The sequence below is a fragment of the Kitasatospora sp. NPDC022785 genome, assembly GCF_055561295.1.
Map to the genome: position 1 here is coordinate 109,145 of NZ_JBVHHB010000023.1, position 24,596 is coordinate 133,740.

19 protein-coding genes are annotated in these 24,596 nt (G+C 74.2%); 7 read left to right on the forward strand and 12 right to left on the reverse strand.

Translation table 11 applies throughout. The features are described 5' to 3' along the window. Positions 1–63 precede the first annotated feature (63 nt). The gene (gene miaB, locus ACZ3YO_RS29835; protein ID WP_465575351.1) at positions 64–1,566 is read right to left on the reverse strand and encodes a tRNA (N6-isopentenyl adenosine(37)-C2)-methylthiotransferase MiaB; all 1,503 of its coding nucleotides are present in this window, start codon (positions 1,564–1,566) and stop codon (positions 64–66) included. 116 nt (positions 1,567–1,682) lie between these two features. Between miaB and ACZ3YO_RS29840 the strand changes: the two genes are divergently transcribed. Then, on the forward strand, positions 1,683–2,702 hold the full coding sequence (locus tag ACZ3YO_RS29840; protein ID WP_396323801.1) for a TAXI family TRAP transporter solute-binding subunit: 1,020 nt from the start codon (positions 1,683–1,685) through the stop codon (positions 2,700–2,702). 117 nt (positions 2,703–2,819) lie between these two features. On the opposite strand, the gene ACZ3YO_RS29845 is transcribed toward ACZ3YO_RS29840, so the two are convergent. Continuing rightward, positions 2,820–4,262, reverse strand: a complete 1,443-nt coding sequence (locus ACZ3YO_RS29845; protein ID WP_465554414.1) for a sensor histidine kinase — start codon at positions 4,260–4,262, stop codon at positions 2,820–2,822. A 6-nt stretch (positions 4,263–4,268) separates the two neighbouring features. Continuing rightward, positions 4,269–5,021 carry a response regulator transcription factor gene (locus tag ACZ3YO_RS29850; protein WP_465575355.1) on the reverse strand — a complete coding sequence of 251 codons (753 nt, stop codon included), beginning with the start codon at positions 5,019–5,021 and terminating at the stop codon, positions 4,269–4,271. Positions 5,022–5,406: 385 nt separating this feature from the next. Between ACZ3YO_RS29850 and ACZ3YO_RS29855 the strand changes: the two genes are divergently transcribed. The 5 genes from ACZ3YO_RS29855 to ACZ3YO_RS29875 all read left to right on the forward strand — a co-directional run bounded on the left by ACZ3YO_RS29855 (position 5,407) and on the right by ACZ3YO_RS29875 (position 10,783). Then, entirely contained in the window at positions 5,407–6,180 is a 774-nt protein-coding gene (locus ACZ3YO_RS29855; protein WP_465575357.1) for an amino acid ABC transporter ATP-binding protein, read from the forward strand. A gap of 170 nt (positions 6,181–6,350) precedes the next feature. Beyond that, positions 6,351–7,253 (forward strand): glutamate ABC transporter substrate-binding protein, encoded by a 903-nt coding sequence (locus ACZ3YO_RS29860; protein ID WP_465554419.1) that lies wholly within the window; start codon positions 6,351–6,353, stop codon positions 7,251–7,253. Between the two features lie 50 nt (positions 7,254–7,303). After that, positions 7,304–7,954, forward strand: a complete 651-nt coding sequence (locus ACZ3YO_RS29865) for an amino acid ABC transporter permease (protein WP_396323806.1) — start codon at positions 7,304–7,306, stop codon at positions 7,952–7,954. Positions 7,955–8,027: 73 nt separating this feature from the next. Further along, a complete protein-coding gene (locus tag ACZ3YO_RS29870; protein WP_465575361.1) occupies positions 8,028–8,879 on the forward strand; it encodes an amino acid ABC transporter permease in 852 nt (283 codons plus the stop codon). Between the two features lie 167 nt (positions 8,880–9,046). Next, positions 9,047–10,783, forward strand: a complete 1,737-nt coding sequence (locus tag ACZ3YO_RS29875) for an FAD-dependent monooxygenase (RefSeq protein WP_465575364.1) — start codon at positions 9,047–9,049, stop codon at positions 10,781–10,783. Here ACZ3YO_RS29875 and rny read toward each other — a convergent pair. The 7 genes from rny to ACZ3YO_RS29910 form a co-directional block, all read right to left on the reverse strand. Then, positions 10,764–12,218: a ribonuclease Y gene (gene rny / locus ACZ3YO_RS29880; RefSeq protein WP_465575367.1), complete on the reverse strand. Its 1,455-nt coding sequence runs from the start codon at positions 12,216–12,218 to the stop codon at positions 10,764–10,766. The two genes, ACZ3YO_RS29875 and rny, sit on opposite strands and share 20 nt — an antisense overlap. A 187-nt stretch (positions 12,219–12,405) precedes the next feature. Next, positions 12,406–13,371: a recombination regulator RecX gene (recX, locus tag ACZ3YO_RS29885; RefSeq protein WP_465575370.1), complete on the reverse strand. Its 966-nt coding sequence runs from the start codon at positions 13,369–13,371 to the stop codon at positions 12,406–12,408. A 7-nt stretch (positions 13,372–13,378) separates the two neighbouring features. Continuing rightward, positions 13,379–14,494 carry a recombinase RecA gene (recA, locus tag ACZ3YO_RS29890; RefSeq protein WP_405361477.1) on the reverse strand — a complete coding sequence of 372 codons (1,116 nt, stop codon included), beginning with the start codon at positions 14,492–14,494 and terminating at the stop codon, positions 13,379–13,381. 154 nt (positions 14,495–14,648) lie between these two features. Beyond that, a complete protein-coding gene (locus tag ACZ3YO_RS29895) occupies positions 14,649–15,914 on the reverse strand; it encodes an AI-2E family transporter (RefSeq protein ID WP_465575425.1) in 1,266 nt (421 codons plus the stop codon). Positions 15,915–16,124: 210 nt separating this feature from the next. After that, complete coding sequence (locus tag ACZ3YO_RS29900) at positions 16,125–16,319, reverse strand: DUF3046 domain-containing protein (protein WP_465575373.1); 195 nt, start codon at positions 16,317–16,319, stop codon at positions 16,125–16,127. Positions 16,320–16,352: 33 nt separating this feature from the next. Next, positions 16,353–16,907, reverse strand: coding sequence for a GNAT family N-acetyltransferase (locus ACZ3YO_RS29905; protein ID WP_465575376.1), 555 nt, complete (start codon positions 16,905–16,907; stop codon positions 16,353–16,355). Positions 16,908–16,950: 43 nt separating this feature from the next. After that, positions 16,951–18,534, reverse strand: coding sequence for a S8 family serine peptidase (locus ACZ3YO_RS29910; protein WP_465575378.1), 1,584 nt, complete (start codon positions 18,532–18,534; stop codon positions 16,951–16,953). A 217-nt stretch (positions 18,535–18,751) separates the two neighbouring features. On the opposite strand from ACZ3YO_RS29910, the gene ACZ3YO_RS29915 reads away from it, so the two are divergent. Beyond that, positions 18,752–23,536: an ATP-dependent helicase gene (locus ACZ3YO_RS29915; RefSeq protein WP_465575381.1), complete on the forward strand. Its 4,785-nt coding sequence runs from the start codon at positions 18,752–18,754 to the stop codon at positions 23,534–23,536. Between the two features lie 158 nt (positions 23,537–23,694). On the opposite strand, the gene ACZ3YO_RS29920 is transcribed toward ACZ3YO_RS29915, so the two are convergent. Together ACZ3YO_RS29920 and ACZ3YO_RS29925 are read right to left on the reverse strand one after the other, a co-directional pair. Then, positions 23,695–23,979 carry a hypothetical protein gene (locus ACZ3YO_RS29920; RefSeq protein ID WP_465575384.1) on the reverse strand — a complete coding sequence of 95 codons (285 nt, stop codon included), beginning with the start codon at positions 23,977–23,979 and terminating at the stop codon, positions 23,695–23,697. A 54-nt stretch (positions 23,980–24,033) separates the two neighbouring features. Next, entirely contained in the window at positions 24,034–24,402 is a 369-nt protein-coding gene (locus tag ACZ3YO_RS29925) for a helix-turn-helix domain-containing protein (RefSeq protein WP_148642736.1), read from the reverse strand. Positions 24,403–24,596: the final 194 nt, after the last annotated feature.

The window sequence follows — 24,596 nt, forward strand, 5'->3', positions numbered from 1 at the left end:
AACGAAGAACGACAGCGGCCCGGCGGGATCGGGGATCCCACCGGGCCGCGCCACGAGCAGCGGTCAGTCGCCGCAGCAGCCGCCCGCCGGGGCGGCCAGCGGCAGCGCCGCCGGGGCGCCGACGGTCGGCAGGCCGAGCATGACCCCGGTCGGGGCGGCGGCCGCCGGCTTGGCCTGGCGCTTCTCCCAGGCGTCGCCGGCCCGGGTGCGGCGCACGGCGAGCGCCGGGCCCTCGGCCAGCAGGTGGTGCGGGGCGGCGTAGGTGATCTCCACGGTGACCATGTCGCCGGGGCGGACGGGCTCCGACGGCCGCGTGAAGTGGACCAGCCGGTTGTCGGGGGCGCGGCCGGAGAGCCGGTCGGTCCTGTCGTCCTTCTTGCCCTCGCCCTCGGCGACCAGGATCTCCAGGGTGCGGCCGACCTGCTTCTTGTTCTCCTCCCAGGAGATCTCCTCCTGGAGCGCGATCAGCCGGTCGTAGCGGGCCTGCACGACGGCCTTCGGCACCTGGTCCTCCATCTCGGCGGCCGGGGTCCCGGGGCGCTTGGAGTACTGGAAGGTGAAGGCGTTGGTGAAGCGGGCCTCGCGGACCGCGTGCATGGTCTGCTCGAAGTCCTCCTCGGTCTCGCCGGGGAAGCCCACGATGATGTCGGTGGAGATCGCGGCGTCCGGCATCGCCTCCCGCACCTTCCGGATGATGCCGAGGAAGCGCTCCTGCCGGTACGAGCGGCGCATCGCCTTGAGCACGGTGTCCGAGCCGGACTGCAGCGGCATGTGCAGCTGGTGCATCACGTTCGGGGTCTCGGCCATCGCGGCGATCACGTCGTCGGTGAAGTCGCGCGGGTGCGGCGAGGTGAAGCGGATCCGCTCCAGGCCCTCGATCTGCCCGGCGGCGCGCAGCAGCTTGGAGAAGGCCTCGCGGTCGCCCAGGTCGGAGCCGTAGGCGTTGACGTTCTGGCCGAGCAGGGTGACCTCGATGACGCCCTCGTCGACCAGCGCCTCGATCTCGGCGAGGACGTCGCCGGGGCGGCGGTCCTCCTCCTTGCCCCGCAGCGCGGGGACGATGCAGAAGGTGCAGGTGTTGTTGCAGCCGACCGAGATGGCCACCCACGCGGCGTACGCGGACTCGCGGCGGGTGGGCAGGGTGGAGGGGAAGGTCTCCAGCGACTCCAGGATCTCGACCTGGGCCCTGCGCTCGACCGCGGCACGCTCCAGCAGCGCGGGCAGGTGCCCGATGTTGTGGGTGCCGAACACCACGTCGACCCAGGGGGCCTTCTTGACGATGGTGTCGCGGTCCTTCTGGGCCAGGCAGCCGCCGACGGCGATCTGCATGCCCTTGTGGCGGCTCTTGACCGGCGCCAGCTGCCCGAGGTTGCCGTACAGCTTGTTGTCGGCGTTCTCGCGCACCGCGCAGGTGTTGAACACGACCAGGTCCGGGTCGCCGTCCTGCCCGGCCTTCACGTATCCGGCGTCCTCCAGCAGGCCCGACAGCCGCTCGGAGTCGTGGACGTTCATCTGACAGCCGTAGGTCACGACCTTGTAGCTCTTCAATCCGCTCTCACCACTCACCAGACCAGGGTACGGGCAGCCGCGAATCGGTTTTCCCCACCGGTCCCCACCCGTCCGCGGCCGCCGTCGCGCGTCCGCCCCTCCCGTTCGGTGCGCGCGCCTGGCACTATCCCTGCATGGCCCCCAGCTCCGCGCCCCGAGTCGGCGCAACCCTCCGCGCGGCGGCGCGCAGCCCGCTCTGGCGGGCGGTGCTGGCCCTCGTGCTGGTGGTGGCCGCCCTCGGCGGCTGGTGGCTCTCGGCCGGCCGTACCCCGGACTACCCGCGCGGGGCGGTGGGCTTCGCGACCGGCGTGCGGGGCGGGGTGTACGACCGGTACGGGCAGCTGCTGGAGACCCACGTCGCCAAGGCGATGCCGGGGGTGCGGCTGCAGCTGGACAACTCGGAGGGCTCGATCGACAACCTGGCCCGGGTGACCAGCGGCCAGGACGACTTCGCGATCGCCACCGCCGACGCCGTCGCCCAGTACTCCGGGCCGGGCAGGGACCGGCTGCGGGCGATCGCCCGGCTCTACGACGACTACCTCCAGCTGGTCGTGCCCGCCTCCTCGCCGGTGCACCGGACGGCCGACCTGAAGGGCCTGCGGGTCGGCGTCGGCCAGCCCCTGTCCGGGGTGAACCTGGTGACCCGGCGGCTGCTCTCCTCGGCCGGACTCGACCCGGACCACGACATCCGGCCGGCCATGCTCGGCGTCGGCGACGCCGCCGAGCGGCTGCGCGAGGGCAAGCTCGACGCCTTCTTCTGGTCCGGCGGGCTGCCGACCGGCGCGCTCACCGGGCTCTCCGAACAGTTCAAGATCAGGATCGTGCCGCTCGGCGACCTCGCCGAGGCCGTCCACCGGGTCGAGGGCGGCGGTACCGACGCCTACCGGGCGGCCACCATGCCCAAGGGCACCTACCCGAACGCGGAGCCCAAGGACGCCGTCGCCACCGTGGCCGTGCCCAACCTGCTGATCACCCGGGACGACGTGGACACCGACCTGGTCCAGGGCATGACCCGGGCGGTGATAGACAGCCGCGACCAGATCGGCTCCGAGGTGCACGCCGCCCAGCTGGTCGACCTGCGCACCGCCGTCTACACCAACCCGCTCCCGCTGCACGAGGGCGCGGCGCGCTACTACCGCTCGGTGAAGCCCTAGAGGTGCCACCAGCACCGGCCCGCGAGGCCGTAGAGGTGAGGTGAAGCCACGGAGGCGCCACCCACCGGCTCGGCGAAGCCCCGGAGGCGCCACCGCCGCTCGGTGGAGGCCCTGCGCCTAGGTCCTGCGGGTCTTCTCCGCCCTCGGCACCGCCAGGGTCACCGCGAGACCGGTCGGCCGGACCGGCGCGAAGGTGAGCGAGCCGCCGGCGGCCTGGAGCAGGGTGCGGGCGATGGAGAGGCCGAGGCCGGAGCCGTCCACGTTCTGGTGCCGCGCGCTGCGCCAGAACCGGTCGCCGGCCCGGGCCGCCTCCTCCTCGGTGAGGCCGGGCCCGGCGTCCGAGACGGTCACCGCGACCTCGCTGCGCCGCACCGCCACCAGCACCCGCACCCGGGTGCCGGCCGGGCCGAACTTGAGCGCGTTGTCGATCACCGCGTCCAGCGCGCTGCCGAAGCCGATCGGGTCCGCCATGCCGAGTGCCAGCGCCGGGCCCTCCCAGCCGAGCTCGATCCCGCGCTGCTCCGCCACCGGCCGCCAGGCGTCCGCCCGGGCCAGGGTGAGCGCGACCAGGTCGGTCGGCTCGGGCTCCGGGCGGGCGTGTTCGGCGGTGGCCAGCCCGAGCAGGTCGTCCAGCACCCGGGCGAGCCGGACGCCCTCCTCGCGGACCCTGCCGAGCTCCTCGTCGTGGCCCTCGGGCAGCTCCAGGCCCAGCACCTCGACCCGCAGCAGCAGCGCCGCCAGCGGGTTGCGCAGCTGGTGCGAGGCGTCCGCGACGAAGGCCTTCTGCTGGTCCAGGGCGAGCACCACGTGGTCGGCCATCTCGTTGAACGATCGGGCCAGGCGCTGGAGTTCGGGCGGGCCGCCGCCGGGCGCCACCCGGGCGTTCATCCGGCCGGTGGCGATGTCGTGGGTGGCCCGGTCCAGGGTCCGGACGGGGCGCAGCACCCACTCGGTGAGACGGACGGCGAGCAGCACCGCGACGATCATGGCGGCGGCCTCACCGGCCCCGATCACCAGCCAGCGGTGCAGTATCCGGGTGCGCAGTGCACCGGTCGGGGACTCGCTGAGCACCACCGCGACCACGTCGCCGTCCCGGACCACCGGTGTGGCGATGGTCAGCGTCCGGTCGGAGGTCCACGGCCAGACCTGCGGCGGGTTGTGGCTGCGCCGCCCGTCCAGCGCCTCCTGGAAGGCCTGCTCGCCCCAGCCGGCGACCGGCACCCGCCAGTCCGCCGGGGCCGTGGCTATCGGGACGCCGTCCCGCTGGAAGATTCCGAGCCGGACGCCGTACAGGTCGTGGTAGCGCGCCACCTCGGCGTCCAGCGCGCGGCGGCGGCTGAGGTCGCCCGGCGCGGGCTCCAGGTCGCCCTTGAGGGCGGAGTCCAGGGCGGAGACGCCCGAGGTGGGCAGGTCCTGGGCGAACCTGGCCGCGTCGTCGAGCCGGTCGACCACCACCCGGGTCTGCTCGGCGGCCGCGACCGCCGCGGCGAGCGGCAGCCCGAGGGCGGCCAGGACGCAGAGCATCAGCGCGAGCAGAATGCCGAGCAGGCGGGTACGCACGAACGGTCAGTGCTCCGCGGGGGCCTGGGGGGCGTCCGCGGCGGTGGCCGGGGACTCGGGGATCAGCCGGTAGCCGACGCCCCGGACGGCCTCGACCAGGCCGGGCAGGGCCAGCTTGGTGCGCAGCGAGCCGATGTGCACCTCCAGGGTGCGGCCGTTGCCCTCCCAGCCGCTGCGCCAGACCTCGCTGAAGATCTGCTCGCGGCGGTAGACCACGCCGGGGCTCTGGGCGAGCAGCGCCAGCAGGTCGAACTCCTTGCGGGTGAGCGGCACGTCCCGGCCGTCGACGCTGACCCGGCGGCGCTCGCGGTCGATCCGGATGCCGCGCGACTCCAGCGGCCCCCGCTGCTGCGGCACGGTGTCGGGTGCGGGCGCGGAGACGGCGGCGGGCGCGGCGCCGCGGCGGGCCACGGCGTGGATCCGGGCGAGCAGCTCGCCCATGTCGTACGGCTTGGTGACGTAGTCGTCGGCGCCCAGGTTGAGGCCGTGGATCCGGGAGCGGATGTCGGCGCGCGCGGTCACCATGATCACGGGTACGCCGCTGCCGGCCCGTATCCGGCTGCAGACCTCGAAGCCGTCCCGGTCGGGCAGCCCCAGGTCGAGCAGGACCACCCGGTACGGCTCGTTGCCGTCCGGCACCAGCGCGTCGAGCGCCTCGTGCCCGCTGCGGGCGTGCCTGACCTGGAAGCCGTGGCGTCCGAGCACCGCGACCAGCGCGGCGGCCACGCGTTCGTCGTCCTCGACGAGCAGCAGTCGCATCGTTCCTCCTCTCCCGGACGGTCCCCGGGGTGTCACGTGATGTTCACGGGCCCCCACCGGGCAGGTCCCGGTTCTGCGCAGTATGGGCCAGCGGAGCGCCGGACGCCAGGCTCGGCCATGTCCCGGACCCCTGCGGGACGCCGTGCGGCGGGGCGGGTGCCCGCTGTCACCGCCCCCGTCCGGGACTCGTGAACGGCCCGCGCCCGGCGTGTGGCCGGATCGTGATCCTCAAGTTCCGCTCAGATCGGCTGACGTGACATCGTCAGCGCTCCTATGGTCACCCCACCGGGGGCCGCGGCTCCGCCGGCCTCGGCCCCCGGCTTTCCTATCACCATTGCCGCCCAAGGGAGTTCAGCTCTCGGGCCGATACCAGGGAGCAGGCGCGATGACCGAGAGCCTCACCAAGGACTCCAGCGCCGCAGCCGCCCCCCTGGTGGTGATGCGCGGGGTGAACAAGCACTTCGGCGCCCTGCACGTGCTCCAGGACATCGACCTGGAGATCAAGCAGGGCGAGGTGGTGGTCCTGATCGGCCCCTCCGGCTCGGGCAAGTCCACGCTCTGCCGGACGATCAACCGGCTGGAGACCATCGACTCCGGCACGATCACCATCGACGGCCGCCCGCTGCCCGCCGAGGGCCGTGAGCTGGCCCGGCTGCGGGCCGAGGTCGGCATGGTGTTCCAGAGCTTCAACCTGTTCGCGCACAAGACGGTGCTGGAGAACGTGGTGCTCGGCCAGGTCAAGGTCCGCGGGATCGCCCGCGAGAAGGCCGTGGCCACCGCCAAGGAGCTGCTGGAGCGCGTCGGTGTCGGCGCACAGGCCGCGAAGTTCCCGGCCCAGCTCTCCGGCGGGCAGCAGCAGCGCGTCGCGATCGCCCGGGCACTGGCGATGAACCCGAAGGTGATGCTCTTCGACGAGCCCACCTCGGCGCTCGACCCGGAGATGATCAACGAGGTGCTGGAGGTCATGCGCCAGCTGGCCGCCGACGGCATGACGATGGTGGTCGTCACCCACGAGATGGGCTTCGCCCGCTCCGCCGCCAACCGCGTGCTCTTCATGGCGGACGGCCGGATCGTCGAGCAGAACACCCCCGAGGCCTTCTTCACCGCGCCGCGCAGCGACCGCGCGAAGGACTTCCTCTCCAAGATCCTGCACCACTGACCGTCCCCGGCCTTCCGGGACGTCCCGGAGCTTCCGGGTCTTCCCGACCTACCGGGCCGGCACCCGTCGGCAGTGGCAAGGGCGCCGCCGCCCGACCCCGCCGACCCCGGCCAACTTCCTGTCGCCAGAGCCCGGTCGACCCGTGGCCCAGCCCGAGGAGAGCTACCCTCATGAAGACCCGTCGCACCCTCGCCGTCGCGCTCTGCGCCATCGCGCTGACCGCCACCGCCGCCTGTGGCAAGGACGGCACGCCCGGTGACACCGCCGCCGGCGCCAGCAACGCCCCGAAGCTGCCCACCTACACGGTCAAGACCGACCCGAAGGTGGACTCGCAGGTGTTCACCGAGGCCAGGAAGCGCGGCCAGCTGATCATCGGCGCCAAGGCCGACCAGCCGAACCTCGGCTTCGAGGACGTCGCCAGCGGCGACCGCAGCGGCTTCGACATCGAGATCGCCAAGATGATCGCCGCCGACCTCGGCTTCAGCCCGCAGCAGATCAAGTGGGTGACCCTGGTCTCCTCGCAGCGCGAGCCGGCCATCTCCAAGGGCCAGATCGACTTCTACGTCGGCACCTACAGCATCAACGACGAGCGCAAGAAGTCGGTCTCCTTCGCCGGCCCGTACTACATCGCCGGCCAGGACCTGCTGGTGAAGTCGGACAACACCGCCATCACCGGCCCGGAGTCGGTCAACGGAAAGAACGTCTGCACCGCCACCGGCTCGACCTCGATCAAGAACATCCAGCAGTACTCGCCGAAGATCACCCAGTTCGACACCTACTCGGCCTGCGTCGAGAAGCTGATGTCCGGCGAGGTCGACGCCGTCACCACCGACGACGCCATCCTCAAGGGCTACGCCTCCAAGTACGCGCCCAAGCTCAAGGTGGTCGGCAAGCCGTTCACCACCGAGAACTACGGCGTCGGCCTGAACAAGGACGACGCGGCGCTGCGGGCCGCGATCAGCGACGCCCTCAAGGCCCACCAGGACAACGGCGACTGGAAGAAGGCGTACGACGCCACCCTCGGCCTCTCCGGCTCGGCCGCGCCCACGCCGCCGGCCCTGGAGCGGTACTGATCCGCCCGTTGACCAACGTTCCTGACCACTCCTGAGAGGAGGGCCGCCGGATGGGTTTCCTGTTCGAGGACGGCAACTTCGCGCTGTTCCGCGACGGCTTCCTGCAGACGATCGAGCTGAGCGCGCTCAGCGCACTGCTCGCCCTGCTGCTGGGCACCCTGCTGGCGGCCTTCCGGGTCTCCCCCGTCCCGGTGCTTCGCGCCTTCGGCACCGGCTGGGTGACGCTCTTCCGCAACACCCCGCTGACCGTGCTCTTCTTCGCCGTGACGTTCGGGCTCCCGCCGCTCGGCGTGCACTTCAGCCACCTCACCTTCGCGGTGCTGGCGCTGGGCAGCTACACCGCGTCCTTCGTCTGCGAGGTGCTGCGCTCGGGCATCAACACCGTGCCGCTCGGCCAGGCCGAGGCGGCCCGCAGCCTCGGCATGACCTTCGGCCAGACGCTCACCCAGATAGTCCTGCCGCAGGCCGCCCGGACGGTGCTGGCCCCGATGAGCAGCGTCTTCATCGCGCTGCCGAGGAACTCGGCGATCGCCGGCGCGTTCAGCGTCGCCGAGCTGTACAGCGTGCAGCAGACGTTCTCCGAGCGCGGCTACTCGATCTTCGCGATCTTCTTCTGGGTGGCCTGCGCCTACCTGGTGATCAGCGCCGCAGTCGCCGTGCTGTTCCGCTTCCTGGAAGACCGACTGGCGGTGGCCCGATGAGTGAGCAAAGCGAGCGAATGACGGAGATGTGCGCGTCGGCGCACGCCCCTGCCGGGCGAAGCGAGGTGGACGCATGAGCTCCCTCTTCACCCGCCCGTCCACGGCCAGCGTCCTCTACGACGCACCCGGCCCGCGGGCCCGCGCCCGCTACCGGCTGTTCGGCGTGCTGTCGCTGGTCGCGATCGCCGGGCTGCTCTGGTACGCCTTCTCGGCCCTCGCCGACAACGGCCAGTTCGACGCCCAGCTCTGGGACGTGTTCCAGTACACCGCCGTCCAGCAGCGGATCGTCGACGGCCTGGTGTCCACCCTGGAGGCCTTCGGGCTGGCGGCGCTCTTCTCGCTCGCCCTGGGCGCGCTGCTGGCCGCCGGACAGCTCTCCGACCACAAGCCGGTGCGCTGGGCGGCCGTCTCCTTCGTCCAGTTCTTCCGGGCGATGCCGCTGCTCATCCTGATCGTCGCGCTCTACTACGCGTTCTTCGCCAAGCAGCCGATGTGGGCGCTGGTGCTCGGCCTCACCCTCTACAACGGGTCCGTCCAGGCCGAGATCATCCGCAGCGGCGTCAACGCCGTCCCGCGCGGCCAGGGCGAGGCGGCCTACGCGCTCGGCCTGCGCAAGACCCAGGTGATGACCACCATCCTGGTGCCGCAGGCGGTCCGCTCGATGCTGCCGACGATGATCGGCCAGCTGGTCGTCACCCTGAAGGACACCTCACTCGGCTTCATCATCACCTACCACGAGCTGCTGTTCGTCGGTAAGGCGATCGCCAGTCAGCCGATCAACGCGGCGGGCTTCCCCTACATCCCCGTGGTGCTGGTGATCGGGCCCATCTACATCGCGATGTGCCTGCTGCTCACGGCGCTCGCCCGGTGGATCGAAGCACGCGGCCGTCGCGGCGCGAACCGGCGCACATCGGCTGCTGCTTGACGGACACGCAGGTGAACTGTTGCATTGCTCTTCGTGACACCATCCGGGACCATCCTCGCGGCATATGACGCCACCCCGTCGGCCTGCCCATGCCCGGAGGTCCCGGACGGCACCGCACCGGCCGGCGGCCATCGCGCACCGGCCGGCCCGCGCCCGGAGGTCCCGGCATGGACCCGGTGATCGTGGTCGGGGCCGGGCCGGTCGGCCTGGCCCTGGCCCTCGCGCTGGCCCGGCACGAGGTGCCGACCATAGTCCTCGACGAGGGTTCCGGGCTCTGCCCCGAGGGCCCGCGCAGCGTCGTCCTCGGGGCCGACACCGCCGCCTTCCTGACCCGGATCGGCTACCCGAGGGCCGTCTCGGACGCCGCCCAGTGGGACGCCTTCGCCATCTGGCGCCGCCGCCAGGAGGTGCTCCGGATCGACCTCACCGACACCCCCGTCCTGCACCTGCCCCAGCACCGGCTCCAGCGCGGCCTGCGCGACGCGCTCACCGGCACCCCGCTGGTCCGGCTGGTCCCGCTGAGCCGGGTCACCCGGCTCGAACAGGACCGCGACGGCGTCAGCGTCCACACCCGCAATCCCCAGGACGGCACCGAGACCTGGTGGCGCGGCAGCCACCTGGTCGGCTGCGACGGCGCCCGCTCCACCGTCCGCAAGCTGCTGAAGATCCGCTTCCCCGGGCGGCCGGCCGTCGACCGCAACGCCATCGCCACGGTCCGGGTCGACCTGCCCTTCACCGAGGCCCGGCTGCACCGCGAGCCGCCGTGGCGCGGCGACCGCGAGGCCTCCGCCCGCCCGCTGCCGGACGGCGTCTGGCGCCTCGACTGGCGGCTGCCCCCGGGCAGACCCGCGCCCACCGAACCGGTCGACCCCCACGCCACCTGGCCCGGCATCGTCACCGGCGACACCCTGCTCACCCGGGTCACCGCCACGCTCACCGGCTGGTGCGGCGAACTCCCCCGGTACGAGCTGCTCGCCGCCGCCGACCACACCGCCCAGCAGCGCCTCGCCGCCCGGTTCCGCAGCGGCCGCTGCTTCCTCGCCGGCGACGCCGCCCACCTGCACGGCGCCCTCGGCATGCAGAACCTCACCGACGGGCTCCGCGACGCCGACAACCTCGCCTGGCGGCTCGCCCTCGCCTGGCACCTCCACTCCGGCGGCCCCCAGCCCGGCGGCTCGCTGCTCGACGGCTACGAGTCCGAGCGGCGCGGCGCGGTCGGCGCCCGGCTGCGCGCCGTCGACCAGGCCATGCCGCTGCTGCGCCCGCTGCGCGGCTGGCAGGCCACCCGCCGCTCGCTGATCAGCGGCTCGTTCCGCAAGCACGCGCCGCTGCTCGCCGACGGCCAGCTCGGCACCGGACGCTTCGGCGGCGCCCCCGCCTACCCGGCCGCCCCCTCCGGCGTCCCCGGGCGAGTGCCCGTCCAGCGCGGCGCGCGCGGCAGCACCTCGCTCACCGAACTGCTGCCCGCCACCTCCCCCGGCGTGCTCGTCCCGGACCTGCCGGTGCTCGCCACCGACGGAACGCCGGACCAGCTGCACGCCCGGCTCGGCTCGACCTTCCTGTTGCTGCTGGTCGCCCCCGGCACCACGGTCTGGTCCGCCGAGCACTGGCTGGGCGCCGGGCTGATGCCCCGGCTGGCCGAGGTCGCAGCGGCGCTGCCGGTGCCGGCCGAGGTGCTGGTCACCGAGGAGTACCCGGGCGCCGGGCCGCACACCGTGCTGCTGATCCGGCCCGACGGCCACCTGGTCGGCGTCACCCAGGGCGCGGCCGCCGAGGACCTCCAGGCGCTGGCGGACGGGGCCCGGGGCGGGCCGCAGCCGCTGACCGGCGGCGCGGAGTCCGCGGCGCCCGCCGACGAGCCGGTCGCCCCGCCGGTGGACTCGCCTACCGGGCCACCTCGGTGACCCGACTCTCCCGGACCACCGTGACCCGGATCTGCCCCGGGTAGGTCAGCTCCTCCGCCACCTGCTTGGCGACCTCACGGGCGATCACCTGCGCCCCGAGGTCGTCCACCTCCTCCGGCCGCACCATCACCCGCACCTCGCGGCCGGCCTGCATCGCGTACACCTTGGCCACCCCGTCGTGTGCCCGGGCGATCTCCTCCAGCCGCTCCAGCCGGCGCACGTACACCTCCAGCGACTCCTTGCGCGCGCCCGGCCGGCCGCCCGAGCAGGCGTCGGCGGCCTGGGTCAGCACCGCCTCGACCGTCCGAGGCTCCACCTCCCCGTGGTGGGCCGCGATCGCGTGCACCACGTCCGCGGACTCGCCGTGCCGCCGGGCGAACTCCGCGCCGATCGCGGCATGGCTGCCCTCGGCCTCGTGCGTCATCGCCTTGCCGATGTCGTGCAGCAGGGCCGAGCGGCGCGGCGGATCCGGGTCCACCCCCAGCTCGGCGGCCATCATCCCGGCCAGGTGCGCCGACTCCACCAGGTGCCCGAGCACGTTCTGCCCGTACGAGGCCCGGTAGCGCAGCGTGCCGAGGGTGCGGACCAGCTCCGGGTGCATCGCGCCGACCCGCACCGCCAGCAGTGCGTCCTCTCCGGCCCGGACGCAGCGCCGCCCGACTTCCTCGCGGCTGCGCTCGTGGAGGTGCTCGATCCGCATCGGGTGGATCCGGCCGTCCTCGACCAGCTGCTCCAGGGTCAGCCGGGCGGTCTCCCGGCGGACCGGGTCGAAGCAGGAGAGCTGCACCGAGGCCGGGGTGTCGTCGATGATCAGATTGACGCCGGTGACCGCCTCGAAGGCGCGGATGTTGCGGCCCTCGCGGCCGATGATCCGGCCCTTCATCTCCTCGTTCGGCAGCCGGAACACCGACACCGCCGTCTCGGCGGTCTGCTCGGCCGCCAGCCGCTGGACGGCCCCGGCGACGATCCCCCGGGCGCGCTCCTCGCCCTCCTCCTTGGCCGCCCGCTCGATCTCCCGGACGGTCACGGCCGCCTCGCGCCGGGCCTGCGCCTCGACCTCCCGGACGAGCTGGGCCCGGGCCTGCCCGGCCGAGAGCCCGGCGGCCCGCTCCAGCGCCGCCGACCGGCGCCGCACCAGCTCGGCGGCCTCGCCCCGAGCCTGCTCCAACGCGGCCGAACGCTCGGCGAGTTCGCCCTCCCGGGCCCGGAGTCGGCGCAGCTCCTCGGTCAACCGTTCCTCGCGCCGGTCCAGTTCGGCCCGCAGCTGCTCGGCCTGCTCCTCGGCCCACCGCCGGGCCCGCTCGGTCTCGGCCATGGCGCGCCGCTGGGCGCTCTGGAGGCGTCTGACCATCAGCCAGGCCGACGCCACGACGGCGATCAGCACCACCGCCGAGAGCAGGGAGGCGCCCGTTCCGGTGCTCAGCGCGATCCTCATCCTGGCCACTCCCCGTCCCTGCACGGCACGCCGTCCGGGACCAACCACGACCGGGCCCGGGCATGGCTGCCCGAGGCGCGGCCGAGGCGTGATCGACGCACTCCCGCACTGAGTGCGAGGCTAAGCGCAGGTTACGAAACGGTCAAGACTGGACTGGGAGTTGGCCAACTCCCACACCGCACCGCCGTCACTCCCACCCGTCAGCGGGTGCTCCGTCCACGTCCTCTTCCTCTGGGCCCGCCCCCGAAGCCTCCTCGTCCAGCGCCTCCCGGACCACCCGGAAGGCCAGGCCCTCGGAGTAGCCGCGCCGGGCCAGCACGCCGACCAGCCGGCGCATCCGGGCCTGTCGCTCCAGCCCGCGGGTCGCCCGGAGCTTGCGCTCGACCAGCGCCCGGGCCGCCTCGGTCTCGTCGTCGTGGTCGAGCTGTGCGACGGCCTGCTCGACCAACTCGCCGGCCACGCCCTTGGTCCGCAGCTCCTGGGCCAGCGCCCGCCGGGAGAGCCCCCGGACGGCGTGCCGGGACTCCACCCAGGCCTGTGCGAAGGCCGCGTCGTCGATCAGCCCGACCTCCTCCAGCCGGCTCAGCACCTGCTCGGCGACCTCGTCCGGAATCTCTCGCTTGCGCAGGGCGTCGGCGAGCTGCTTGCGGCTCTTGGCCGCTCCGGTGAGCAGCCGCAGGCAGATGTCCCGGGCGCGGGCCTCGGGATCGGCCGATTCCTCCGCCCTGCCCGCGCGCGCCGCCCGGCGCGGCTTCTCCGCCGGGCCCTCGCCGCCCTGAGCCTCCGACGCCGTGCCGTCCGTCCGGACCCGGCCGCGGGCCCGACGGCCGCGCGCTCCGGCGGCAGAGGAGGCAGGGGCGGCCGCACCCCCGTGACCGGCCGCCCCTCCCCCGGCGCGGTGACCGGGGGGCTCCTCCTGCACCAGCGCCGAACGACGCCGGCGCCGCCCGGTGGGCAGCTCGGACGCGGACACCAGGCCGAGCCCGCCGTCCGGCTCTCCCGGGCCCGACGCCGGGCTCAGGCCAGATGTCCGCCGCGGGACCCGTACCGGCTCCGGCTCCGGCTCCGCCACCGCGGCGAACCAGTCCGGCGGGCCGTAGTCGTCGTCATCCTCCGGGCCCGCCGGGCCGCCGCCCACCATGTCGTGCTGCATCAACGGCTCAGGCCTTGGCGGCCGCCGCCGTCTTCTTCGCCGCGGCCGTCTTGGCGGCGGTCGCGGTGATCGGCTTGGCAGCACCGTCGGCGGTCGGCGCCTCGGCCTCGACGGCCGGCTCCTCCGTCTTCGGGCCGATGCCCAGCTTGCTCTTGATCTTCTTCTCGATCTCGTCGGCCAGCTGCGGGTTGTCCTTCAGGAAGTTGCGGGCGTTCTCCTTGCCCTGGCCCAGCTGGTCACCCTCGTAGGTGTACCAGGCGCCCGACTTGCGGATGAACCCGTGCTCGACGCCCATGTCGATCAGGCCGCCCTCCCGGCTGATGCCCACGCCGTAGAGGATGTCGAACTCGGCCTGCTTGAACGGCGCCGCGACCTTGTTCTTGACGACCTTGACCCGGGTGCGGTTGCCGACCGCCTCGGTGCCGTCCTTCAGGGTCTCGATCCGGCGGATGTCCAGACGGACGGAGGCGTAGAACTTCAGCGCCCGGCCACCGGTCGTGGTCTCCGGCGAGCCGAACATGACGCCGATCTTCTCGCGGAGCTGGTTGATGAACACCGCGGTGGTGTTCGACTGGTTCAGCGCACCGGCGATCTTGCGCAGCGCCTGGCTCATCAGCCGGGCCTGCAGACCGACGTGCGAGTCACCCATCTCGCCCTCGATCTCCGCGCGCGGGACCAGCGCCGCGACGGAGTCGATGATCACCAGGTCGATCGCGCCGGAGCGGATCAGCATGTCGGTGATCTCCAGGGCCTGCTCACCGGTGTCCGGCTGGCTGACCAGCAGGGCGTCGGTGTCCACGCCGAGCTTCTTGGCGTACTCCGGGTCGAGCGCGTGCTCCGCGTCGACGAAGGCGACCGTGCCGCCGGCCCGCTGGGCGTTGGCCGCCAGGTGCAGGGTCAGCGTGGTCTTGCCGGAGGACTCGGGGCCGTAGATCTCGACCACCCGGCCACGCGGGATGCCGCCGACCCCGAGGGCGACGTCCAGTGCGGTGGATCCGGTGGAGATCACGTCGATCGGCTCGTTGGCCTTCTCGCCCAGGCGCATCACCGAGCCCTTGCCGAACTGCCGCTCGATCTGAGCGAGTGCGGTCTCAAGGGCCTTCTCGCGGTCCGTACCTGCCATGGCTTCCACCCTCGGGTTCTGTGCTGTGCGCTTCATCGTCCTCGACGCTAGCGCGTCCCACTGACAAACGGCCCCGACCGGGCTCTGCCTGTGGAAAACTCCTCGCCGGAGAGTACAAAGAACATCTGTTCGATTCAAGCCTCACCCGTTCGAACTACCGCTCCCCACCCCTGCCCTCCGAGCCCCGGTCCGCCTCGGACCGCTGGTCAGCCCCCTGATCGTCGCTCCGAGCCGCGTTCCGGCCTTCGTTCCCACGGTCACTCCAGCCGTCGCCCCGACCGCCTCCCGGTCCGGCCCCCGCCCCGACCATCCGCCGCAGCCGCCGCGCCGCCTCCCGGCGCAGCTCCCGCCGGGCGCGCCGCTGCGCCCCCCGGTCGATCCGCGGATCGGTGGCCACCTCGTACCGGCGCACGTACGTCCCGACGAAGCCCTGCAGGGTGGCCGCCGCCGGAATGGCGATCAGCGCGCCCACCGCCCCGAGCAGCGCCGCGCCCGCGATCACCGCGCCGAACGCCACCGCGGGGTGCACGTCCACCGTCTTCGCGGTGATCCGCGGGTGCAGCAGGTAGTTCTCGACCTGCTGGTAGACCACCACGAACACCAGCACCCAGAGCGCGTCCACCGGCTCCACCGTGAGCGCGACCAGCACCGGCAGCGCGCCCGCCAGGTACGTCCCGATGGTGGGCACGAACTGCGACATGACGCCGACCCAGACCGCCAGCGCCGCCGAGTACGGCAGGTCGAGCAGCGCGAACATCACCCAGTGCGCGAGCGCCGACGCCACCGCGAGCAGCGCCCGGGAGTAGAGGTAGCCGCCGGTCTTGGCCAGCGCGATCTCCCAGGCCCGCAACACCTCGCCCTGCTTGGCGGGCGGCAGCAGCGAGCAGACCGTCCGGCGCACCCGGGGGCCGTCGGCGGTGAAGTAGAAGGTGAAGAGGCCGACCGTGAAGGCCTGGAAGAGCCCGCCGATCAGGGTGGAGGAGACGCCCCAGACGTTGTCGGCGGCCTGCTGGGCGTAGGTCTCGATGGCCCCGGAGTCCTTGAGCAGCTTCTTCTGCAGCTCGTCCAGCGAGAGGTCCTGGTGGAAGGTCCGGTTGGCCCAGTTGATCAGGTTGTCGAGCAGGTGCGGCAGGTCCACCGCGATCTTCGCCACCTGGTCGACCAGCAGGGTGCCGAGCGCGGCCAGGAAGCCCGCCACCGCGACCGCCACCGCGACGAAGACCAGGAAGGTGCCGACGCCCCGGCGCACCCCGCGGGCCGCCATCCGGTCGACGGCCGGCTCCAGCGCCAGCGAGAGGAAGAAGGCGACCAGCAGCATCACGAAGAGGTCGATCAGCTGGTGGAAGGCCCAGTCGGCGAGCTGGAACAGCCCGACCATGAGCAGTGCCAGCACCATCGCCCGGGGCAGCCAGCGCGGCATCCCGGTGCCCCAGAGCCCGTCGGCCACTCCCCGGGCCGGCTCCGGTGCGGATGGGGATGCGGATGCGGATGCGGATGCGGGCGGCGGTCCCGCGGCCTCGTCGACGGCCCGCGCCGACCTGTCCGAATTCTGCGGTTCTGCGCTGCTTGTCACTCGGACAGTCTGTCCCATGCCCGACGCCCGTCCGAGCACCGGGCGCCGGGCGCCCGCTCAGCGCAACTGCGCCGACACACCCTGGGTGTCGCAGACCACCCGCCAGACGTCCTTGGCCTCCCAGCCCGCCTCCAGGGCCTGACGCACCGTCCGCCCGCCCAGCTCGGTCATCACGTGGTCGGCGGCGAAGGACTCCGCGTACACCTCGCCGAAGTGCGCGTACATCCGCCGCCAGAACTCCGTCAGCCTCATGCCCACCAGTATCCCGGACCGCCGCCGGAGGCCCTAAGGCCGCCAGTCGGCCGCCTCCAGCGCGTACTCGACCTCGCCCAGTTCGGTGCCGGGGACGGGCTCCGGGTAGTCCTCGTGGAAGGTGCGGACGTAGCGGAGGCCGGTCTTCTCCATCACCCGCCGCGAGCCGCCGTTGACCGCCATCGTGTACGCCACCACCCGGCGCACGCCGAGCCCGGTGAAGCCGTGGCGAACCAGCGCCCGCGCGCCCTCGGTGGCGTAGCCGTGCCCCCAGGCCGCCCGGCGCAGCCGGTACCCGAGCTCGACCTCGCCCCGGTCCGCCGGATCCGTCGGGCGGAACTCGAACCACCCCAGGAAGGCCCCGCCGTCCCGCTCCTCGGCCGCCCACCAGCCGAGGTCGCCGTACCGCTCGTAGTGCGAGAGGTAGAGCGGCAGCAGGGTGCCCTCGACCACGTCGCGCGGGGTGGGGCGGCCGCCGGTGAGGTAGCGCATCACCTCGGGGTCGCCGTCGAGCTCCACCAGGCGGTCGGCGTCGGCGGCGGTGAAGCGGCGCAGTACCAGCCGCTCGGTGGTGAGGTGGACGGTCATGGTCCGATCCTGCCCCGCCCCGGCCGCGCCCGTCACCGGGTTTTCAGTGCGGCAGCGCGAGCGCCCCGGCGCCGTAGTACTGGCGGTCGCCGCAGCCGAGCGGCCCTGGCGGGCAGGCGGCCGCCGCGGTGGCGGCCAGCAGGGCGGCGAGCCGGTCGGAGTCCCAGTCCGGGTGGAGCGCGGCGGCCACCGCGACCGCGCCGGTGACGTGCGCCGCGGCCATCGAGGTGCCGGCCAGCGCGGCGTACTGCCCGCCGGGCCAGTCGGAGACGATCGCGCCGTGCGGGCCGGCGTCCGGGTCCCCGCCGGGGGCGGCCAGCGAGACCTTGCCGCGCCCGTAGTTGGAGTACGCCGACGGGCTGCCGTCCCGGTTGACGGCGGTCACCGTGACCACGCCGGGCAGCTCGCCGGGCAGCCGGACGCACTCGGTGCCGAGGTAGCGGGACTGCGCCGGGCCGGAGGTGCGGTCGTTGGGGCTGCGCTCGTCGGTGCGGGCGGCGCCGAGGTCCTGCCCGTCGTTGCCGGCCGAGGCCACCACCACCGCGCCCTGCCGCCGGGCGTAGCCGACCGCGCGGTCCACGGCCGCGGTCAGTGCGGCCTGGTCGAGGTCCTGCGGGCAGTTGTACTTCCACGGGTCGGCGAAGTAGCTGTTGTTGATCGCCTTGGCGCCGTGGTCGGCGGCCCAGAGCATGCCGCAGACGATGTTCTCCGCGTAGTACTGGCCGAGCGGGCCGAGCAGCCGGACGGCGGCGATCCGGACGCCGGGTGCCACGCCGCTGACGCCGTGGCCGTCCCGGGCGGCGCCGACGATGCCGGCGACGTGGGTGCCGTGGCCGCTCTCGCCGACGCCGAGGTCGGGCCGCCAGGCGCCGGTCCGGCCGTCGGGGCGGCCGTCGGCGCAGGAGGCGGAGCTCTTCGGGTCGACGGCGGCGCGCAGGTCCGGGTGGCTGTCGTCGACGCCGGAGTCGAGCACCGCGACCAGCACCTTGCGCAGCGCGTCGGTGGAGGGCGCGCCGGAGCCGGCGGAGGGGCTGCGCAGCAGGGTGGCCGAAGTGTCGCCGGCCGGGTCGCCCGAGGCACCGAGCATGGCGAGGTTCCAGGCGTCGCGCTCGCCCGGGTCGGCCACGGTCGCGGTCTCGTCGTCGGCCCCGTCGGCGCTGCGGCGGCCGCCCGCGCCGAGGCCGCCGTCGGTGCTGCGGCCGCCGTCGGTCCGGTCGGCGCCCGTCCCCGCGCCGAAGTCCCCGGCGCCGTCCAGCGGCCGGGGCGGGCTGGGCACCGGCGCGGTCCGGGTGGCGCCGACCGCGGCCACCCCGGGGCGGGTACGGACCTTGTCAGCGAAGCCGCCGGGGGCGTACGCGAGCACCGCCCCGATCTGCGGGTACTCCTGGACGACCTGCCCGCCGGCGGCGCGCGCCTCAGCGCCTGCCCTGGCGGCCCCGGCGGCGTCCTCCTGCTCGGCCAGCACCAGGTAGCTGAGGTAGGAGCGGCCGGGCCCGGCCACGTACGGGACGGCGCCGCCGACCACCAGTGCGGTGAGGAGCATGGCGAGCAGTGCCCGGAGGGGGCCGCGGGCCCGGTGCGGTCCGGCCTGGGCGGGACCGCAGCCGGACGGGTGCGCCTGCGCCATGGCACGTCTCCGCTCGTCGGTCCCGGCCGGTCGCGGGAGCTCCGGTGGTCACGGGGGGCTGGTTGTCATGGAAGAGCCCTGGGTCTGAATCATCACCATATGAGTCGATTGTCCTCTTTGCCTTTTTTAACTGCACCGGGTGGCACCCGGCCGGCGTCCCGGCCGCCCATCGCCCGCCGGCACGCCCGTTGTCGGTGCCACCCGGCACCATGGGGGCATGGCGCCGCAGACCCACCCCCAGCCGCCCGCCGACCCGCTGGCCGGATTCGCCCCGGCCACCCGGGCCTGGTTCACGGGCGCCTTCCACGCGCCCACCACCGCCCAGGCGGAGGCCTGGCACGCCATCGGGCAGGAGACGGACGTCCTGGTGGTCGCCCCCACCGGCTCCGGCAAGACGCTGGCCGCCTTCCTCTCCGCCCTGGACCGCCTCAGCAGCACCCCGGTGCCCGCCGAGCCGAAGCGCCGCTGCCGCGTCCTCTACATCTCGCCGCTCAAGGCCCTCGCCGTCGACGTCGAACGCAACCTCCGCGCCCCGCTGGCCGGCCTGCGCCAGGCCTCCGTCCGCCTCGGCCTGCCCGAGCCGGACGTCCAGGTCGGCATCCGCTCCGGCGACACCCCGGCCGCCGACCGCCGCCGCTTCGCCACCCACCCGCCGGACATCCTGATCACCACCCCCGAGTCGCTCTTCCTGCTGCTCACCTCCGCCTCCCGCGAGGCGCTGCGCGGCATCGACACGGTGATCCTGGACGAGGTGCACGCCGTCGCCGGCACCAAGCGCGGCGCCCACCTCGCGCTCTCGCTGGAGCGGCTGGACGAGCTGCTGGAGCACCCGGCCCGCCGGATCGGCCTCTCCGCCACCGTCCGCCCGGTCGAGGAGGTGGCCCGTTTCCTCAGCCCCCGGCGCGGCGCCACCGTCGTCCAGCCGGCCGCCGCCAAGGAGTTCGACCTCTCGGTGGTCGTCCCCGTCCCCGATCTGGACGACCTCCCGCCCGCCCCCGGCGTCGGCGGCGCCGCCGACAGCGACCCGGCCCGGCCGGGGCCGCCTCCCGGCCCCCAGGCCGGGGGCGCCTCGATCTGGCCGCACGTCGAGGAGCGGATCGTCGACCTGGTCCAGGCCCACCGTTCGACCATCGTCTTCGCCAACTCCCGCCGCCTCGCCGAGCGGCTCTGCAACCGGCTCAACGAGATCGCCGTCGAGCGCGCCACCGGTGAGCGGCTGCCCGAGGCACACTCCCCGGCCCAGGTGATGGCCGAGTCCGGCGTCGCCAAGGGCGCCCCGCCGGTCATCGCCCGCGCCCACCACGGCTCGGTCTCCAAGGAGCAGCGCGCCCTGGTCGAGGAGGAGCTGAAGGCCGGCCGGCTGCCCGCCGTGGTCGCCACCTCCAGCCTGGAGCTGGGCATCGACATGGGCGCCGTCGAGCTGGTCGTCCAGGTCGAGTCCCCGCCCTCGGTCGCCTCCGGCCTCCAGCGGGTCGGCCGGGCCGGCCACCAGGTCGGCGCCGTCTCCACCGGCGTCTTCTTCCCCAAGTACCGGGGTGACCTCGTCCAGTCCGCCGTGGTCACCGAACGGATGAGGGCCGGCCGGATCGAGGCGCTGCGCATCCCGCGCAACCCGCTGGACGTGCTGGCCCAGCAGCTGGTCGCGATGACGGCGCTGGACACCTGGCCGGTGGACGACCTGATCGCCCTGGTCCGCCGGGCCGCGCCGTTCGCCACCCTGCCGCAGTCCGCCTTCGACGCCGTGCTCGACATGCTGGCCGGCCGCTACCCCTCGGACGCCTTCGCCGAGCTGCGCCCCCGCCTGGTCTGGGACCGGGTGGCCGGCACCGTGACCGGCCGCCCCGGCGCCCAGCGGCTCGCCGTGACCTCCGGCGGCACCATCCCCGACCGCGGCCTGTTCGGCGTCTTCATCGCGGGCAGCGCCGCGTCCGATGCGAAGACCGGCAGGAAGGGCGGCGGCCGGGTCGGGGAGCTGGACGAGGAGATGGTCTACGAGTCCCGGGTGGGGGACGTCTTCACCCTCGGCACCACCTCCTGGCGGATCGAGGAGATCACCCACGACCAGGTGCTGGTCACCCCCGCCCCCGGCATCCCGGGCCGGCTCCCGTTCTGGAAGGGCGACACCCTCGGCCGCCCGCTCGAACTCGGCCGCGCCCTCGGCGCGTTCACCCGCGAGCTGGGCGGCATGGAGCCCGCGGCCGCCACCGCCCGGCTCAAGCAGGCCGGCCTGGACGACTGGGCGGCCGGCAACCTGCTCGACTACCTCGCCGAGCAGCGCGCCGCCTGCGGCCACCTCCCGGACGACCGCACCATCGTGGTCGAGCGCTTCCGGGACGAGCTGGGCGACTGGCGGATCGTCATCCACTCGCCGTTCGGCGCCCAGGTGCACGCCCCCTGGGCGCTCGCGCTCGCCGCCCGGCTGCGCGAGAAGCACGGCCTCGACCCGCAGGTCATGCACGCCGACGACGGCATCGTGCTCCGCCTGCCCGACGCCGACCTGCTGGCCACCGACTTCGACTTCGGCGGCCCCTCCGACAAGCCCGTCACCGACGACGCCCCGGTCGGCGCCGACGCCGCCCTGTTCGACCCGGGCGAGATCGAACAGCTCGTCACCGACCAGGTCGGCGGCTCCGCCCTGTTCGCCTCCCGCTTCCGCGAGTGCGCCGGCCGCGCCCTGCTGCTCCCCCGTCGCAGCCCCGGCCGGCGCACCCCGCTCTGGCAGCAGCGCCAGCGCGCCGCCCAACTCCTCGAAGTCGCCTCCGAGTACGGCTCCTTCCCGATCGTGCTGGAGGCCGTCCGGGAGTGCCTCCAGGACGTCTTCGACGTGCCCGGCCTGGTCGAGCTGATGGGGGATCTCGAATCCCGCGCCGTCCGCCTGGTCGAGGTCACCACCCCCGAGCCGTCCCCGTTCGCCCGCTCGCTGCTCTTCGGCTACGTCGCCCAGTTCCTCTACGAGGGCGACTCCCCGCTCGCCGAGCGCCGCGCCGCCGCCCTCTCGCTCGACTCCCGGCTGCTCTCCGAACTCCTCGGCCAGGCCGAGCTGCGCGAGCTGCTCGACCCGCAGGTCCTCGCCGAGCTGGAGGCCGAGCTCCAGCGCCTCACCCCCGAGCGCAGGATCAAGGACGCCGAGGGCGTCGCCGACGCGCTGCGCCTGCTCGGCCCGCTCACCGAGGCCGAGCTCGGCACCCGCGGCGCCGAACCGCTCTGGGCCCTGGAGCTGGAGGCCGCCCGCCGGGTGATCGCCGTACGGATCGCCGGCGAGCAGCGCTGGGCCGCCATCGAGGACGCCGGGCGCCTGCGCGACGCCCTCGGCACCCCGCTGCCGGTCGGCGTCCCCGAGGCCTTCACCGAGCCGGTCAAGGACCCCCTGGGCGACCTCCTCGCCCGGCACGCCCGCACCCACGGCCCCTTCACCGCCGCCGAGGCCGCCGCCCGATTCGGCCTCGGCACCGCCGTGGTCACCGGCACCCTGCACCGGCTCACCGCCGCAGGCCGGCTCGTCCAGGGCGAGTTCCGGCCGGTCGAGGGCCACACCGCCACCGTCGAGTGGTGCGACGCCGAGGTGCTCCGCCGGCTGCGACGCCGCTCGCTCGCCGCCCTGCGCCAGGAGGTCGAGGCCGTCCCGCCGCGCGCCCTGGCCGCCTTCCTCCCCCAGTGGCAGCACCTGGCCGGCCACCGGCTGCGCGGCCCCGACGGCCTGCTCCGGGTGGTCGAGCAGCTCCAGGGCACCGCCCTGCCCGCGTCGTCGCTGGAGAAGCTGATCCTCCCGGCCCGGCTCTCCGACTACTCCCCCAACCTGCTGGACGAGCTGATGGCGGCCGGCGAGATCGGCTGGTCCGGCGCCGGCGCCCTGCCCGGCAAGGACGGCTGGATCAGCCTGCACCTCGCCGAGACGGCCCATCTGCTGCGCCCCGAGCCGGTCCCGCCGGCCGTCACCCCCGTGCACACCGCGCTGATGGAGGCGCTGGCGGGCGGCTACGGGCTCTTCTTCCGCCAGCTCGTCGCGCACCTCCCGGACACCCCCGAGCCCGAGCTCGTCGAGGCCCTCTGGGACTTGGTCTGGGCCGGGTACGTCAGCAACGACACCCTGGCCCCGCTCCGGGCCCTGCTCGGCTCGGGCCGGACGGCCGGCGCGACCGCCCACCGCGCGCCCCGGGCCACCCCGCGCGGCCGCTACGGCGGCGCCGGCCGCCCGTTCGGCCGGATCGGCGGGGCCCTGCGCAGCGGCCCGCCGACGGTGGCCGGGCGCTGGTCGCTGCTGCCGCCCTTCGACACCGACCCGACGGTCCGCGCCACCGCCCGGGCGCAGAGCCTGCTGGACCGGCACGGCCTGCTCACCCGGGGCACGGTGGTCGCCGAGCGGGTCCCGGGCGGGTTCGCCGGGGTGTACCGGGTCCTGGCCGCGATGGAGGAGCGCGGCCGGGCCCGCCGCGGGTACTTCGTGGAGGGGCTGGGCGGTGCCCAGTTCGCCATGGAGGGCGCCGCGGACCGGCTGCGGTCGGTCAACGGCCGGCTGGAGCGGGCCCGGGCCACCGAGTGGGGTGCGGGCCCCGCGGCCGAGCCGCCGCAGGTGCTGGTGCTGGCCGCCGCCGACCCGGCCAACGCCTACGGCGCCGCACTGCCGTGGCCCGAGCCACCCGGCGCCCCGGCCGGTGACACCGGCGGGGCGGACCGGGCAGCAGGGCCGGAGGGGGCCACGGAGAGCCGGGCCGCCAAGGCACACCGGCCGGGCCGCAAGGCGGGCGCCCTGGTGGTCCTGGTCGACGGCGAGCTGGCCCTCTACATCGAGCGGGGCGGCAAGTCCCTGCTGGCCTGGCCGGAGGACGAGGGCACCCGCGCACTGGCCGCCTCGGCCCTCGCCTCGGCCGTCCGCGGGGGCGCGCTCGGCAGCGTCACGGTCGAACGGGCCAACGGCGAGCCCGCCCTCGGTTCGGCGCTCGGCGCCGCCCTGGAGGAGGCGGGCTTCCACGCCACCCCGCGCGGACTGCGGCTGCGGCCCTGACCCGCTGCCCCGGGAGACGGCCCAGGGAGACAGCCCGGGCGACCGCCGGACACGACGAAGGCCGCGAGGAGGGAACCCACCTCGCGGCCTTCGCACCGCCGTACTCCTGGCGCCCGGGAGATCACGGAAGGGATCACCCCGGACGTCATCCGGTCACATCACCCGATCGGAGGCTCCGCCTCCACCTGGGCCGCCGGCTCATCCGTCCGGCGTGGCAACGGCCCGGTGGACCACCGGTCGGCATGGACCGGGATCAGCCCGAGCCCCCAGCCGCCGGCAGCGAGGAGCCCCAGGGCGGCACCGTCGGCCAGTTGTCCCTGGACCACCAGAGCCCACCAGCCGAGCCCGCCCGCGAGCACCACCAGACCTGCACGCAAAGGCCGGGGCATCAGCCGCCCCAGCCGTATTCGGGCTTCGGCGTACGCCGTCACAGCTCTTTGCACGACCGCCCTCCTTCGCTCGCCCCGGGCACCAGGCGCCCGGGCGTCGAGGCCAGGTCAGGCGGCGACCACGTCCATCGCGGCAGCCTTGGGCGAGAGGTTCGCCCGGTCGGTGCCGGGGGCGGGCAGCGGTACCGGTTCGAGCACCGGCCTCAGCAGTTCACCTTCGGAGAGGGTGGCCATCGCCGCAAGTTCGGCGAGCGAGAGTTCGTCGCTGACCTCGCGCATGACCTCGGACATACGGACGTCGAGTGCGTCGCAGATCGCGGAGAGCAGCTCCGAAGAGGCCTCCTTCTGACCCCGCTCGACCTCGGAGAGGTAACCGAGCGAAACCCTGGCGGCTGCCGACACCTCGCGGAGTGTGCGGCCCTGGCGCTGGCGCTGCCGACGCAGTACATCGCCCAGTAGGCGACGGAGCAGGATCATCGGTGCCTCCCTCCTCGGACTGCGGATCGAGATGTCACGCCCCCACCGTACCGCCTTGCCCGCTTCGCGTGCGGGGACCATGGTCGTGTTCACTCTGGGCTGCAAGGCTGTCCCCTCCCCTGTTTCGGTGTCGCACCCGGGTCGGCGGGCACCTCTTCGTACCCCCCGTGCGGCGCCCGGGCACCGCCAAGCCA

Bases quoted from the DNA above. Each gene is read 5' to 3' on its own strand.
- recA (WP_405361477.1), bottom strand. From the start codon at position 14,494: ATGGCAGGTACGGACCGCGAGAAGGCCCTTGAGACCGCACTCGCTCAG.
- ACZ3YO_RS29910 (WP_465575378.1), bottom strand. From the start codon at position 18,534: ATGGCGCAGGCGCACCCGTCCGGCTGCGGTCCCGCCCAGGCCGGACCG.
- ACZ3YO_RS29865 (WP_396323806.1), top strand. From the start codon at position 7,304: ATGGGTTTCCTGTTCGAGGACGGCAACTTCGCGCTGTTCCGCGACGGC.
- ACZ3YO_RS29900 (WP_465575373.1), bottom strand. From the start codon at position 16,319: ATGAGGCTGACGGAGTTCTGGCGGCGGATGTACGCGCACTTCGGCGAG.
- rny (WP_465575367.1), bottom strand. From the start codon at position 12,218: ATGAGGATCGCGCTGAGCACCGGAACGGGCGCCTCCCTGCTCTCGGCG.
- ACZ3YO_RS29925 (WP_148642736.1), bottom strand. From the start codon at position 24,402: ATGATCCTGCTCCGTCGCCTACTGGGCGATGTACTGCGTCGGCAGCGC.
- ACZ3YO_RS29915 (WP_465575381.1), top strand. From the start codon at position 18,752: ATGGCGCCGCAGACCCACCCCCAGCCGCCCGCCGACCCGCTGGCCGGA.
- ACZ3YO_RS29840 (WP_396323801.1), top strand. From the start codon at position 1,683: ATGGCCCCCAGCTCCGCGCCCCGAGTCGGCGCAACCCTCCGCGCGGCG.
- recX (WP_465575370.1), bottom strand. From the start codon at position 13,371: ATGCAGCACGACATGGTGGGCGGCGGCCCGGCGGGCCCGGAGGATGAC.
- ACZ3YO_RS29870 (WP_465575361.1), top strand. From the start codon at position 8,028: ATGAGCTCCCTCTTCACCCGCCCGTCCACGGCCAGCGTCCTCTACGAC.
- ACZ3YO_RS29905 (WP_465575376.1), bottom strand. From the start codon at position 16,907: ATGACCGTCCACCTCACCACCGAGCGGCTGGTACTGCGCCGCTTCACC.
- ACZ3YO_RS29895 (WP_465575425.1), bottom strand. From the start codon at position 15,914: ATGCCGCGCTGGCTGCCCCGGGCGATGGTGCTGGCACTGCTCATGGTC.
- ACZ3YO_RS29855 (WP_465575357.1), top strand. From the start codon at position 5,407: ATGACCGAGAGCCTCACCAAGGACTCCAGCGCCGCAGCCGCCCCCCTG.
- ACZ3YO_RS29860 (WP_465554419.1), top strand. From the start codon at position 6,351: ATGAAGACCCGTCGCACCCTCGCCGTCGCGCTCTGCGCCATCGCGCTG.
- ACZ3YO_RS29850 (WP_465575355.1), bottom strand. From the start codon at position 5,021: ATGCGACTGCTGCTCGTCGAGGACGACGAACGCGTGGCCGCCGCGCTG.
- ACZ3YO_RS29875 (WP_465575364.1), top strand. From the start codon at position 9,047: ATGGACCCGGTGATCGTGGTCGGGGCCGGGCCGGTCGGCCTGGCCCTG.